This is a genomic window from Pirellulales bacterium (genome assembly GCA_035499655.1).
GTDB lineage: Bacteria > Planctomycetota > Planctomycetia > Pirellulales > JADZDJ01 > DATJYL01.
In genome coordinates, this window is sequence record DATJYL010000027.1 from 1 (window position 1) to 14,587 (window position 14,587).

A 14,587-nucleotide genomic window follows, 5' to 3' on the forward strand; every position below is an offset into this window, starting at 1 on the left:
ATCGAGTGCGTCACGCAGGCCGTCGCCGAGGAAGTTCAACGAGAACAGCGTCAGCCCCAGCGCCAAGCTGGGAAAGACAAACAGCCACCAATAAATTTTCAGCGGCGAAATGACGCGGAAGCCTTGATTGGCCAACAATCCCCACGATACCGCCGGGGCTTGCACACCCAGGCCCAAAAAAGACAAAAACGCTTCGAACAGCATGACCTGCGGAATGGTGAGGGTGAGATACACAATCACGATGCTAAACACGTTGGGCACCAAATGACGGAAAATAATCCGCCACCTGCCGGCGCCGATCGTGCGGGCCGCTTCGACAAATTGCTCGTGTTTCAGCGAAATGACTTGCCCACGCACTACGCGGGCCATGGTGAGCCAGTAAATGGCTCCGACGACAAAGAAAAAAATGGTGATGCGGTCGATGCCGATTTTTTCGAGCTGCGATTTAATCGAATCTTCGCCCAAAATTGTCACCAAGAAAATCACGACGAAAATAAACGGGATGGAATACAACACGTCGACCAACCGCATCATCATGTTGTCCACGCGGCCGCCGAAATAACCGGCGATGGCCCCGTACGAAACGCCGATGGCCAGCGACACCAACGTGGCGACTAAACCGACGATCAGCGAAATGCGGGCGCCCCAAAACAGCCGGGCCAGCAGGTCGCGTCCCAGCTCGTCACGGCCCATGAGGCTGTTAAGTGACCATTTGCCGAACAGTTTTATACGGAGCTTGACCAGCCAGCGATTGAAACCGTTGATGTCGCCGAATTGTTTGTTGACCCAATCGGCGGCGGGAGCGTTGTCGGCTGTGCTGGGTTGGTCGACTTTTATCGATTCGATCCACAGCGGCCTGGCCGTGGGTGAAGCGAAGCTGATGCTGGTATCGACGGCGTAGGGGGATTGCAGCGGCAACAGTGGGGTTAGAAACGCCAACCCGGAAATCACGAGCAAAAAAGCGAGCGAGGCCACAGCCACACGATTTCGCCGCAACCGCCGCCACGCATCGCGCGCCAACGAAACGCCGTGAATCTGCTCGGCTTCTTTGAGCAGTGTGGCGTAACGGTTGAGCTCGGATGAAGTATCAGGCATACTAAATTACCGCAGAGGACGCAAAGGAACGCAGAGGAAGAAATACATGAGGGAAGCAGGAAGGCAGGAATTCAGGAAGGAAAATCGACTCCATTTGCATAAATTCCTTCAAATCAACTCATTCCTGGATTCCTGGCTTCTTTATAAACATTTTTTCTCTGCGGGCCTCTGCGACCTCTGCGGTTTAATTGGCTTCTCAATTCAGTTTCACGCGCGGGTCGAGGGCGGTGTAGGCTACATCGACGGCGGTATTCATCACATACAACAGCACGGTGTAGAGCATCACTAAACCCATGGCCACGGTGTAATCGCGCTGCGTGGCCGATTGGACAAAGTGGTAGCCCAGGCCGGGAATGGCGAAGACGTATTCGATGACGACGGAGCCGGTTAGAATGCCCGCCACGGCCGGCCCCAGGAACGAAACCACCGGCAGCATGGCGCCTTTCATGGCGTGGCGGAGCACGACGGCGCGGGTCATCAAGCCCTTGGCGTACGCGGTGCGGATGTAATCCTGATGCAACACGTCGAGCATGCCGGTGCGCACCAGCCGGGCAATTTCAGCGGCGAAGGTCGCGCCCAAACACACGGCTGGCAGCACCAATTGCAGGGGCGAGCCCCAGCCACCGGCTGGAAACACGGGCCAGATGAAAACCAGTAAAATAATCAACAGCCCAGCGATCACAAAATTCGGCACGGCAATGCCGATAGTGGCCAGCAACATTAGCGAAAAATCGAGCAGTCCGCCGCGGCGCACCGCGGAAACAATGCCGGCGGTTAATCCCAGCGCCAAGGCGAACGCCAACGCCAACACGCCCAGCGTGGCGGAAACGGGAAAGCCGGCGGCGATGACTTCCTTGACGGAGAAATCGCCCATTTTGAAGCTCAGCCCGAAATCGGCGTGCAAGTATTTGTTCAGTTCGATGAGATATTGTTGCCACACGGGCAAATCGAGATTGTAGCGGGCTTCGATGGCTTCCTTGATTCCGATAGGGGGCTGACGCTCGCTGCTGAACGGGCCGCCAGGAACGGCGTGCATCAAGAAAAACGTGACGGTGAACACGGCCCACAAAGTGCCGATCATCCACAGCAGGCGGCGGAGTAAAAACCAAATCACCCGCGACCTCCCTGCTGCAAGAATTTCTTCTTTTCATCCTGGTCGATCCAAATCGTATCCAGGGGGTGCAAATCGAGCAGGTTGGGATAAAAGCCGTGCACGTAAGGTCGGATCATGTTTCGCGAAACACGGTAGTAGATGGGAAAGATTGGCATTTCGTCCATCAGAATGACTTCCGCGTTGTGCAGGTATTTCATTCGTTGTGCGGGGTCGTGTTCTGTCTTGGCGGACTCGATCAGCTTGTCGTACTCTTTGTTCGACCAACCGGTTTGATTGTTGCCCCCGTCGGTGACGAACATATCGAGAAACGTGTTGGGGTCGAGATAATCGCCGATCCAGCCGCCGCGGCAGACATCATATTGCAAATTGGCGGAGGCCGACAGCCAGGAGTTCCATTCCATATTTTGCAGGCCGACATCGATGCCCAGGTTTTCTTTCCATTGGGCCTGGATGACTTCGACAATGTTTTGATTCAGCTCGTCGGTGTTGTACAGGATTTCGATTTTGGGAATACCGCGGCCTCCGGGATAGCCGGCTTGGGCGAGCAGTTGGCGCGCGCGCTCGGGATTGTATTCGGGACACTGGGGCGATTCGTAACCCGGCAGCCCGGGTGGAACTAGGGAGCGGGCCACCTCTTCGCCGCCGCGAATCACGCCTTCGGTAATTTGCTTTTTGTTCACCGCCATAGCCAGCGCTTGGCGGACCAGTTTGTTATTAAGCGGCGGCCGGGTGCAATTGAAACGGTAAAAATCGCAGGTGTATTCAGGAGTGTGCAGGAAATCGGTACGCTTTTGGGCCAAAATATCGGGCACGGCGGTGGTGGGCACCAGCGGAATCCAATCGACCTGGCCGTCGAGGTACATGTTGAACGCTGTGGCGGAGGATTCGATGGGCAGCGAATCGATGATTTTGCACTTCACGTTCGCCGCGTTCCAATACAGCGGGTTTTTCACCATCCGCAAGCGTGAACGGACAACGTGGCTTTCCAACTTGAATGGGCCATTGGTGATGACGTGATCCGGCTTGGTCCATTCCGGGTAGCCGTACGTTTCCACGCAGCGGGGGTTGGTGGGGAACAGCGGATAGAAACCGACCAACTGCAGATAATAGGGCGTAGGCGCTTTCAGATGAACTTGCAATGTGCGGTTGTCGAGGGCTTTGACGCCCACCTCGCTGAAATCGAGCAACACGTTTTTACTGGGCTCGACTTCAACGGCAGTTTTGATAGTTGATTTCGCCCAACTCGGCGGCGTCCATTTTGCGCGGTCGCGCTCGGTGACATTCTGAAACGCCCGCTGCTGGCCGTCGATTTCGATGACGTAAACTGGCTCTGAAGGTTTTCCTGGTTCCTTTTTGTCCGCAGTTTTTTTATCCGATTCCTGCGTTGCTTCGCTGTCTTTCGATCCCGCGTTCTTTTCAGTCGGCGCTTGAATGATTTGAATCAGCTTGCCGTGTAAAACAATACCGCGGGCAAATGGCAGGGCATCTTTCGGCCGCTCGTGCAGTTCGACTTCCACTTTGTCGCCAGGGCCGAACTGCTTGCTGGTATAGCGCTCGCCGTTTTCCAAATACCAGTGCTGATAGGTGTATTCGGTGGCGTTGAGCGAATCGAGCATGTGCCGCCACTGCCAGACAAAGTCGCCCGCCACGACCGGCGTGCCGTCGATCCACTTGGCGTTATCGCGAAAATGGAACGTGTAAGTCCGCAGGTCGGGCGAAATATCCCAACTTTCGGCGACACCGGGAATAGGGTGCAAATCTTTGGCGTTGAGATTTGTCAGCCCCTCGAACAAGCCGACAATGACGCGCCCTTCCGGCTGGCCCAACGCCAAGGCCGGGTCAATCGAACGGATTTCCGTATTGTTGACAAACGTGAAATCGGCCGGCGGTTCCGGTTTGCTGGTGAGCGCCCAAGCCGTGGCTGCGATCAGGAGCAGAACCAACAAGCCCGCAAACCAGGTTCGGCCGCGATAATTCATGGGAGATTGGCCAGGGATGGCTCGAGAATGTCGCCGGTTGTTGTGACTTGTGTTCTACGCTTCCCGGGTGAGCGGGGTCTAGCGGTTGGGCCGCGGAATCAGGGGGTGGTGATGAGTTTTTCGATCAAGGCGGGGACCTCCTCGTAGGCTTTGCTGCCCTCGAAGCGATGAACATTTCCCTGGCGGTCGTACACGAAGACCGCGGGAATCGACGCCAAATTCAATTTCTTCAGCAGCGCGTCGGAAGATTCGCTGCAGAGGATATTGTCGAACGCGGCCCCATGAGTTTGGAGGAATTTGAGGACGTCGGCTTGCACGTCCTCGGGCTTGCCCAGGCCTTCAAAATCGAAACTGAGTGAAATGCACGCCAACTGGGCTGGGTCGTACTTTTTATGCAGGGCCACAAGTTTGGGGAACTCCTCGATGCATGGCGGACATGACGTGGCCCAGCAATCCAGCACGACGACCTGGCCACGGTGATCGGCGATGAGTTTTTGGATGCCGTTATAATCCAAAATTTGCAGCGATACGTTTGTGGTAGAGGCGGCATTCGCCGGAGTTGGAACTTCCGTTGAATCCGCGTGGCCGGTATGGCTGCCGCAGCCGACCTGCCAAAAAACGGCACACAGCGCGGCGAGACCCATGATCCGGTACAATGTCCATCTGATTTGCATGCCCCCTAGTGTAATGCTTGGAGTTACGCTCGCAAATGTCGTTCATTCAAGAGCGCCACAAACCGCCGCTGCCGCTGGACCGACCGCGGGAATTGGTCATTGCCTGTGCGCCGCTGCGCAGCAACGTGAATTTGTCGCACATCATTCGGGTGGCGGGCTGTGCCGGCGTGCAGCGGGTGATTGGCTGCGGCCACGCCAAGCGGATCGACAAAATCGCGCGCGATGGGGCCGACACGGTGCAGTTGGAAATCCACCGCACATTGCCGCCGGTTCTAAAACAACTGAAGGCCGATGGATTTCAACTGGTCGGCTTGGAGCAAACGACCGGCGCCGTCAGCTTGCCGCAATTCCCGTTTGAGCGCCGCACGGCGTTGGTCGTGGGCAACGAACGGCTGGGGCTGACCGACGAAGAACTGGCCGTGGTCGACCGCGTGGTGGAAATTCCCGTTTACGGTAGGCCGTACGCTTACAACGTCCACACCGCCGTGGCGATGGCGGTGTATGAATATTGCAGGCAGTTTCCGCGCGGATGAAAACGCCGTTCAGGGTGCAAAAGCTCCGCGGCAAAATCCGCATTTCACACTTGGCTTGGGCGAAGCGGCCTCGTAAAATCGAGGGTTTGGGCCAACATCTCCAGCGAACTTAAAGGGAATACCGGTGCCGGCGACTTGTGTGATTGGGCTGCAATGGGGCGATGAAGCCAAGGGCAAACTCGTCGATCTGCTCACCAGGCAGCATGAAATTGTCGTCCGTTACCAAGGGGGCAGCAACGCCGGGCACACGGTGGTCGTCGCTGGAGAAAAGTACAAGCTGTCGCTCATTCCCAGCGGCATTTTGGGCAGCGGCGTGCAATGCGTGGTCACCGGCGGCGTCGTGCTGAATCCCAAAAGCATTTTGGAAGAAATCGACGGGTTGGTTTCGCGTGGGATTGTGGTCGGTTCGAACTTAATGCTGAGCGACCGGGCCCACGTGATTTTTCCGTGGCACATTGCCGAAGACCGCGTGCTCGATAAAAGCTGCTCTAGCGGCGAAAACATTGGCACGACCATGCGTGGCATCGGGCCGTGCTACAGCGACAAAGTGCGCCGCAGCTACGCCGTGCGGCTGGGCGATTTGTACCGCGATAGTTTCCGCGGGCGGATCGACCACATTGTCGAGGCCAAAAACAAAGAACTGGCGGGCTTCGCCAGCGAAACTGGAATGGGGCCGTTCGATGCGGCGGCGATTTTCGCGGAATACACAGGCTACGCTCAACGGTTAAAGCCATTTGTGGACGACACCACGGCCTATTTGCTGGCGGCGGCAGAATCGGGCAAGCGCATTTTGTTCGAAGGTGCTCAAGGCGCGCTGCTGGACATCGACCACGGCACGTTTCCGTTTGTGACCAGCAGCAACAGCTCTGGGGTGGGCGTTCCCAGCGGATCGGGCGTGCCGGGGCGATGGATCGACAAAACACTGGGCGTCGTGAAGGCGTATTCCACCCGCGTTGGCGGCGGACCCTTTCCGACAGAGCAAAACAACGAAATCGGCCATCACTTGCGGGAACGGGGCAATGAATACGGCACGGTCACACGGCGGCCACGGCGTTGCGGCTGGTTCGATGCCGTGGCGGTGCGGTACACCGCCCGGCTCAGCGGCGTCGATGCAGTTGCCGTGATGTTATTGGACGTGCTCAGCAAACTGCCCGAGCTGAACATTTGCACGGCTTACGAAATCGCCGGCCGCCGTGTCATCCAATTTCCCAGCCATGTGGACGATTTGCGCACGGCCGTGCCGATTTACGAAACGCTGCCCGGCTGGGAGGAAGAAATTACAGCAGCCCGGCAAATGGCCGATTTACCGGAGAATGCCCGGCGATATTTGAAGCGGATCAGCGAGCTCGTGGGCCGGCCGGTGGAAGTAGTTTCGGTGGGACCGGACCGGGAGCAAACCATTTTGTCCGGCGGCGCCCCGGCGGCGGTTGCAGTCAGATGATCTGGCAAAATCGAGAAGGGTTTATGAAATCGAATGATCCACAAAGCCCTGGGGGTGCAACTCCTGGGCTTTTAATGTGAGTTATAATGAATTGCGTTCCGCGTTTAGTTCCTTTCTGCATCTTATATTCTCGATTGGTTTTCCGTGTCTCACGTTGCCCCCGCTCCTGTTGAAGTCTTGCCTGCACCACGGCAAAAAATGCCGAGGCACATTGCCGTCATCATGGACGGGAACGGCCGGTGGGCGCAGCGGCAAAACTTGCCGCGGATTGAGGGGCACCGCCGCGGCGTGGCGAGCGTGCGCCGGATTACCGAAGAAGCAGCCCGGCTGGGCATCGAGCAACTTACGCTGTATTGCCTGTCGAGCGAAAACTGGAAACGACCGCAGCCGGAGGTGAACTTCCTGATGCACTTGCTGGAACAGTACATGATCGAAGAGCGAACCACGATCATGGACAACGACATCCGTGTGGGGGTGATCGGCCGCCGCGAAGGCATTCCGGCTGCCACGCAGGACGAAATGGATAAAACCATCGCGATGACCGCCGCCAACGGCGGCATGCGGTTATGCCTGGCGATCAATTATGGGGGACGGACCGAGATGCTCGACGCCGTGAAAGAAATCGCCGCGCAAGTAGAAACGGGCCGATTACAGGCCGAGGAGCTTAGCGAACAAACAATTTCCGATCATCTGTACACGGCCGGCATGCGTGATCCCGATTTGCTCATCCGCACGGCCGGGGAAATGCGCATCAGCAATTTTCTGCTGTGGCAAATCAGCTACACAGAAATTTGGGTGACCGAAAAATGCTGGCCTGAGTTTGAAGTGAGCGACTTGCACGCGGCCCTTGGAGACTATGCCCAGCGCGACCGGCGGTATGGCGGATTGACGCTGGAAGAATAACGGCTTTGCGCGACCAGCGGTCGCGGCTTTATGTTAGAAAACTGACCACTGACCACTGGTTCTGTGTGCTTCGACATCGCCTTCTTGTTGGTACGCTGCTGATTGCCGCATTTGCGGGCTTGTGCTGGTTGGACGAAACTCGGGCACTGGGCGCGCCCGGGGGAGCTTGGTTGTTTCCGGTGGCGCTATTGTTGAGCGTGCTTGCCAGCGGCGAAATATTGGGCTTGCTGGCCGCGGCGGAACGGCGGCCCATTGGCTGGCTGGTTTATGCCGGTAATGTTTTCATCGTGGCAGCCAACGGCGTGCCGGCATTTGGGCCGGCTAGCTGGGCACAAAGTTCTCTGGGCAATTTCGGGTGGCCACTGGCGGCGCTGGCGGTTGCCGTGCTGGCGGCTTTCATCGGTGAAATTGTTCGATACCAGAAGGAAAGCGGCGCTTTTTTGAATTTGGCCGCGACGATTTTATCGTTCGCCTATGTCGGCCTGCTGCTGACTTTCGTGGTGCAGATTGCCTTCGGTCCCGGCGGGGAGGGGCTGTTGGCTTTATTATCGTTGATTGTGGTGGTGAAAATGGGCGACACCGGCGCCTACACCGTCGGCCGATTGATCGGCAGGCACAAAATGACGCCGCGGCTCAGCCCGGGCAAAACTTGGGAGGGAGCCACCGGGGCGATATTGTTTGCCGTGATTGGATCGTGGGCGGTTTTTGATTTGCTTCGCCCGCGCTTGGTCAGCGGTGAAATTGCCGCGCCGGCTGCTTGGCAATGGATTATTTACGGCCTGCTGGTGGGCATTGCCGGAATGCTGGGTGATTTGGCGGAATCGCTGTTGAAGCGGGAAGCAGGCCGCAAAGATTCCAGCACGTGGATGCCGGGCTTGGGCGGCGTGCTGGACGTGCTCGATTCCATTTTGCTGGCCGCGCCGGTGGCCTACCTTTGCTGGGCCGCAGGGCTGGTGCGTTGAGGCGCCCTTTTTCGACGCTTCCTGATTGCCGCAAAAGTTCGAGCGATCGGCATTCGCGTGGAATTCGCTACAAAGACTATGCAAATTGAGCCTTCGATTTTCCCATAAAATGCGGAAAACCGTAGCGGAGCGAGATACGTGTGCGATCTGCAAAAAGCCATCAAGAGGGTGTCTATTTTTAAGCTCAATCCTGACTTAAGTCTGAGAGCGTGCTGCGGAAAACCGCACTTGTTTTCGCTTGAATACGAGGCGCCTCGACGTGACAGACTGTAGTCACGGTTCGTTGAAGAATGGGCTACGTGATTTGAGGGGAGCTGGGTATAGAATTGCTGGAGACGGTTAAACAGGCGGATACAGGACTTCGCGATTTTTTGCATTGCTGGTTCGCAGGATGGAAATCAATCTGGAACTGTTGAAACATGTGGGCTGGCCGCAGATCGATCTGACGCCGTCGGACCGAGCCGAAGCAGCGTCGGGAAGGACCGACCAAACCGTAGATCCCGAGGATCCCGCAGTGTGGACCACGCTGTTCGATCATGCTCCGTGTGCCATTGCGATTGTGGATTGCGCGGGCAAATTGACGCGCGTGAACCGCAAGTTTTGCGCACTCGTAGGCTATGCTCCGGCGGAAGTCATACATCGTCGATTGGGAGAGTTGATTTGCCGCATGGGCCAGTCCGAATCGAACGCTTCTGCTGCGGGTGAGGAAGCTTTTAGTTGCGGTGCGCAAGAAAGAATTTGTGCCTTCACAAAATCTGATGCTTCGCGCGTGTGGTGCCACCAAATTACGATTCCGGGCGGGAATGGAACGAAACAACCGCCCTGGGCCATTTGTTATTTTAATGAACTGCACGAATCGACCGAGGCACTGCAAATGCTCGTGGAATCGCACCAAACTTTGGTGCAGCGTCACTCGGCACAATTGGAAGCGTTGGGACAAGAATTGCAAACGGTAGGTCGCCTAGCCAAGAAACTGGATCGAGAGCAAGCCTTGTTGTTAGAACGTCAGATCAATCAATTGCTGTGCTGGCTGGCGCCGTTGCGGAGAGACCTATCAGTTCCTGAAAAAAGCGGGCTCCTGATTGAATCGGCCTATCGGTCGGCGACAGAATTACAGCAAATGGTTTCCGGTGCGGCCGTTGAAGACCGATTGCCGTGGGCCGCAGCGTGAACTTGGGGAAACGCTTCAAATTTGCTGAGAGCCAGCAAATCTCTGAATCCACAAGTGTCTGTGCTGCAATGAGTTACACGATTCAGGCCGCGTTTTGATGGCCACTTCTGCCAGGTGCGGGTATAGTTTTGTGTCGGGCGATTTGGTAATCGCCGTAAGTTTCAAGGACACCTGCACAGCGAACGAGCCAGTGATTATTGATGGGCTGCGCGCCTAGCCGACATCCCCTGGCTGGGTCTGATTTTTGTCTTGTGCAAATTTAATTGAGCCGGCTTCGGCAGGCTGATGACACAAAACACCATTTCGGTTCTCGACTCTCGGACACTGCTCTCGCTGTTTGGACCCCGCGACCAGCATCTGCGGAAGATCCGTTCCGCCCTGGGCGTGGAAATTTCCGCGCGAGACGGCCGCATTCGCATCGAAGGGGACGAAACCGCCGTGTCGCGCGCGACCGACGTCTTTGAACAACTTCGAGCCGTGGCGGACCAACAAGGGGCGGTGGCGGAGCAAGATGTTGATCTCGCGCTGTCCAGCGTCACCGGGGAAGAAAGCATCGCCAATCACGCGCCGATAGCGGTCCACAAGGCCGGCCGGAATGTTCGTCCCCGCACGCCGGGACAGGCCGAATACATTAACGCCATAGCGCAACACGATTTGATTTTGTGCACGGGCCCAGCGGGTACAGGCAAGACCTACTTGGCGGTAGCCATGGCAGCGGCGGCGCTGAAGCAAGAGCAGATTCGCAAAATTGTATTGGTCCGTCCGGCCGTCGAGGCAGGGGAAAGCCTTGGCTATCTGCCGGGCGATTTGCAGGCTAAAATAAATCCTTATCTCCGGCCGTTGCTGGACGCCTTGCGCGAAATGATGGATTACGACCAAATTCGTCGTTATACCGAACTGGACGTGATCGAGATGATTCCCTTGGCTTATATGCGCGGCAGGACGCTCAACGATGCCTTCATCATTCTGGACGAGGCGCAAAACACCACCGTTGCCCAGATGAAAATGTTTTTGACGCGGATGGGTATGAATTCCAAGATCGTGGTGTCAGGAGATACGACCCAGGTCGATTTACCCTCGCACGTGCGCAGCGGGCTGGTGGATGCCATGGTCCGGCTGGAAGGGTTGGCTGGCGCGTGCCAGGTTCGGCTAACAGGCCGTGATATTGTCCGGCACCGGCTGGTGCAGGAAATAGTGCGGGCCTACGAAGAGGAACCCAAACGAAAACGATAGGCCGTTCAGCAGGCAACCGCCATCTTCGGCAAATCCGATTATGGCGCCTTGATCCGACTGACTCCTAAGCCTGGTATCCTGCGAACTGCGTCGTAACCGTCACATTAAACTTTGAACCCTAACCTGCTTCCTCATGTCACTCGGCGGCCAAAGAAAAACTCGGTTGGAACGTGTGGCTGCGCTGGAGTTGCCTCCGAACTTTGCGGAGCGGTTCCTGGGCAGTTTGCAACGGGGCGATGTTTGGCTACGGATTGGGTTGTGCGTGCTGGCGACGTTGTTTTTGTGGATAGTGACCGGGGCATGGGCGCCGCCATTTTCGTATCGCACGGGTTATGTGCCAGACCGCGACATATTGGCCCAGGTATCGTTCAAAAAGTACGATCCGGACGCCACGCACGATGCCCGGAAGCAGGCTGAGAACCAAGTGCGGTTTGTATACACGCAGGATCCATCCTCGTTGGTTCAATTGCGTGCGGCATTAAAAAATAAATTACTGGAGATCAGCAACGCAGCGACGCTTGATGCGCTGAAATCGGACGTGTGGAAGGAATTTACTCCGCCCCCGACGCCGAATGTGGATCCGCCGACGAAAGAGGAAGAAGCCGAAGACTATCGACAATTTCACGACTGGATTGCCGACAAGGACAAGCAGGAAAAAATCGCCAAGGCCATCGACAGCGCATTTGCACCGCTGGAACAAAACGGGGTGATCGACAAATTGACCCAGGGACACGACGAGGGGAATCAGACGGAAATATACGTTCATCCCGCCGGCACGACATTATTCCCCCAGGTAGTGCAAGTGCCGGATGTGCTGATGGGGGAGGCGGCATCGAAACTGCACGATCGGCTCCGGGAGCAATTAAATTCGCCGGACATTGCTCAGCGGTTGTTTTATTGGATCAAGCCGAAGGTCACGCCGACGCTTAAGCTGGACGTCGATGCGACCAAAGCCGCGCAGGAAGACGCCGCAAAAAAGGTGCAGGATCAATACAAAGAGTATCTCAAAGGCAAAGATGTTCTGGTGAAGGCGGACGATACAGTCACCGAAGATAAAATTGCGCTGTTGCGATTGGAACACGATGCGTACGTCAACACGCTGACCACGACGGACGAAATTGCCCGCTCGTTGGCGTTCTTCGGCATGATGCTGGCCATGTTCACGCTGAGCGGTTTTTATATTTTGTTCCGCGAACCGTCGATTTTTCGCAACCTGGGTCGATTTAGCGCGATGCTGGGGATGTTTGTGGTCGCGGTCACGTTGGTAGCCATGGCCAAAGACGCCTGGCGGGTCGATTCGATTCCCGTCATGTTGTTCGGCATGACCGTGGCGCTGGTGTATAACCAGGAGCTGGCATTATTACTGACGGCGGCGCTGGTGCTGGTGGTTTCGGTGGTGGTGCTGAACGAAGATTTATCGTCGTACATCACGCTGATGAGCGCGGCGGTTGCGTCGATTTTACTGTTGGGCAAAATTCGCAGCCGCAGCAAGCTGATTTACGTGGGGCTAGCCGCGGCCGTGATCGCCATGTTGACCGAAATTGGCGACAGCATTCTCGCCGGTCAACCGCTGAAGCAAACTCTGGTTTTCGATGTGCCGCCGGCCGGGTGGGGCGCCGTGGCGGCCGGCTTTTTAATGACGGGGTTGTTGCCGTTCATCGAAAAATCGTTCGGCGTGCTGACGGACATTAGCTTGTTGGAAATTGGCGATGTTTCGCATCCGCTGCTGCAGGAATTGGTCCGTCGAGCGCCGGGCACGTATAACCACTCGATTAACGTGGCGGCCATCGGCGAGGCTGCCGCCGATGCTATCGGGGCCCGCGGGTTGTTGGTGCGCGTGGGCGCATACTTTCACGACATTGGCAAGATGCTCAAGCCGCAGTACTTTGCGGAAAATCAGGTGCAGGGTTCGCCCAGCTTGCACGAAACGCTGCTGCCGGCGATGAGCCGTCTGATTATCGTGGCCCACGTGAAAGACGGCGCCGACTTAGCCCGGCAACACCATTTGCCGCAGCGCGTGATCGACTTTATCGAACAGCATCACGGAACGACGCTGGTGGAGTATTTTTTCCGCCGCGCGGCCCAGCAAAGCGAAAGCGACCCCAGCCGCGGAGAAGTGGAGGAGCATTCGTATCGCTATCCCGGTCCCAAGCCGCAAACCCGAGAAGCCGGCGTGCTGATGCTGGCCGACGCAGCGGAAAGCGCCAGCCGCACGCTGGTCGATCCGGCTCCGGCCCGGCTGGAAAGCCTGGTGCACGATTTGGCCATGTCTCGCCTGCTGGACGGCCAGTTTGACGATTGCGGTCTAACGCTGCAAGAACTTCACGACGTGGAAGAAAGCCTGGTGAAATCGCTCACGGCGGTCTACCATGGCCGTGTGCGCTATCCGGAGCAGCGAACCGCGTGAGCAATCCCCTCGTGAATGCCGGTATGAATCCTCTTTCTTCGAAGTCCGCCGCAGACCGTCTAAATTCTGCCATTGCCGATTCCATCGTAATTGAAATCGCTAATCGGCAAACGACCTTGCCGGTGGATGAAGCTCGGCTACGGGAAGGCATTTTCGCCGTGATGACCGGTGAGGGGATGAAGCGGGCCAACATTTCGCTGGCCGTGGTCGATGACACGACCATTCAGGAACTTAACCAGCGCTTTCTAAAACACGATCAGCCCACCGACGTACTCAGCTTTGTGCTGGAACAGGGACCTGGTTTCGTGGAAGGGGAAATTATCGTCAGTATGGAAACCGCGGCACAATCGGCCCAGCAATTCGGTTGGAGTCCTGCCGAAGAACTGTTGTTGTGCGTCATTCACGGGGCCCTGCATTTGGCCGGTTATGACGATCAGTCAGAGGTGGCTGCAAAAACCATGCGCCAGCGGGAACAGTTCTATTTGAACAAGTTTGGGCTCAGGCCACGGTATGAGGAACGCAGACCGTGAGCAATGCGACGTTAATTTGGCTGGGCTTTGCGGCGTTGGGGCTGGCTAGTTTTGCCGCGTGTGCGGCGCAGGCTTTTCGCGATTTTTCGCGGGCACAGCTCCGGGAACTGCTGCGCGCTGGCAATTTGTTGCCGCGATATGACGAGATGATCGAACACCATCGGCAGGCCGCATTGGGGGCCGAAAGCCTGCGTGTATTTGCCACCGCGGGGGCCGTGGTAGCGGCGGCGGCATTTTTGTGGAACGCCCATCCCGACGAACTCAGTTGGTCGATATCTTTGCTCGTGACGCTGGCGGAAATCATCGGCGGGGCGGCAATTCTGTGGCTGGCCATTGTTTGGGTTCCCGCCGTGTTAACCCGCATTTGGGCGGAACCGCTGATCGCCCGCACCTGGCCCATTTGGCGATCGGCCGGAAAGCTGCTGGCGCCTTCGGCCTCGGGCACCGATTTTGTGGAACGGGCCGTACACCGCATTTCCGGCAAAGAGGCCACCGAACTTGCTGAACACGAATTAGAGGAAGAAATCCGCGAGGTCGTCACCGAA

Annotated in this window: 13 protein-coding genes; 9 read left to right on the top strand and 4 right to left on the bottom strand. The window is 56.9% G+C overall.

All coding sequences use genetic code 11. The annotated features are described in order from the left end of the window. The 4 genes from VMJ32_01745 to VMJ32_01760 form a co-directional block, all read right to left on the bottom strand. On the bottom strand, positions 1-1,095 hold a 1,095-nt coding region (locus VMJ32_01745; GenBank protein HTQ37717.1), incomplete at its 3' end, for an ABC transporter permease. Between the two features lie 196 nt (positions 1,096-1,291). Further along, positions 1,292-2,209 (bottom strand): ABC transporter permease, encoded by a 918-nt coding sequence (locus VMJ32_01750; GenBank protein HTQ37718.1) that lies wholly within the window; start codon positions 2,207-2,209, stop codon positions 1,292-1,294. After that, complete coding sequence (locus VMJ32_01755; GenBank protein HTQ37719.1) at positions 2,206-4,188, bottom strand: peptide ABC transporter substrate-binding protein; 1,983 nt, start codon at positions 4,186-4,188, stop codon at positions 2,206-2,208. The genes VMJ32_01750 and VMJ32_01755 overlap by 4 nt, the downstream gene beginning before the upstream one ends. Positions 4,189-4,286: 98 nt before the next feature. Next, complete coding sequence (locus VMJ32_01760; GenBank protein ID HTQ37720.1) at positions 4,287-4,832, bottom strand: TlpA disulfide reductase family protein; 546 nt, start codon at positions 4,830-4,832, stop codon at positions 4,287-4,289. 65 nt (positions 4,833-4,897) lie between these two features. Between VMJ32_01760 and VMJ32_01765 the strand changes: the two genes are divergently transcribed. From VMJ32_01765 to VMJ32_01805, 9 genes are all read left to right on the top strand, one after another. After that, complete coding sequence (locus tag VMJ32_01765) at positions 4,898-5,395, top strand: TrmH family RNA methyltransferase (GenBank protein HTQ37721.1); 498 nt, start codon at positions 4,898-4,900, stop codon at positions 5,393-5,395. Between the two features lie 124 nt (positions 5,396-5,519). Continuing rightward, positions 5,520-6,836 carry an adenylosuccinate synthase gene (locus VMJ32_01770; GenBank protein HTQ37722.1) on the top strand — a complete coding sequence of 439 codons (1,317 nt, stop codon included), beginning with the start codon at positions 5,520-5,522 and terminating at the stop codon, positions 6,834-6,836. Between the two features lie 198 nt (positions 6,837-7,034). Next, the gene (locus tag VMJ32_01775; protein HTQ37723.1) at positions 7,035-7,739 is read left to right on the top strand and encodes an isoprenyl transferase; all 705 of its coding nucleotides are present in this window, start codon (positions 7,035-7,037) and stop codon (positions 7,737-7,739) included. Between the two features lie 65 nt (positions 7,740-7,804). Next, entirely contained in the window at positions 7,805-8,701 is an 897-nt protein-coding gene (locus VMJ32_01780) for a phosphatidate cytidylyltransferase (protein HTQ37724.1), read from the top strand. A gap of 391 nt (positions 8,702-9,092) precedes the next feature. After that, entirely contained in the window at positions 9,093-9,872 is a 780-nt protein-coding gene (locus VMJ32_01785) for a PAS domain S-box protein (protein ID HTQ37725.1), read from the top strand. A 285-nt stretch (positions 9,873-10,157) separates the two neighbouring features. Beyond that, entirely contained in the window at positions 10,158-11,105 is a 948-nt protein-coding gene (locus tag VMJ32_01790; GenBank protein HTQ37726.1) for a PhoH family protein, read from the top strand. Positions 11,106-11,238: 133 nt separating this feature from the next. Then, a complete protein-coding gene (locus tag VMJ32_01795; protein ID HTQ37727.1) occupies positions 11,239-13,512 on the top strand; it encodes an HDIG domain-containing protein in 2,274 nt (757 codons plus the stop codon). A gap of 23 nt (positions 13,513-13,535) precedes the next feature. Further along, the gene (ybeY, locus tag VMJ32_01800; protein HTQ37728.1) at positions 13,536-14,042 is read left to right on the top strand and encodes an rRNA maturation RNase YbeY; all 507 of its coding nucleotides are present in this window, start codon (positions 13,536-13,538) and stop codon (positions 14,040-14,042) included. Next, positions 14,039-14,587 (top strand): hypothetical protein (locus VMJ32_01805; protein HTQ37729.1); only part of this gene is annotated, 549 nt, incomplete at its 3' end. The genes ybeY and VMJ32_01805, both read left to right, overlap by 4 nt.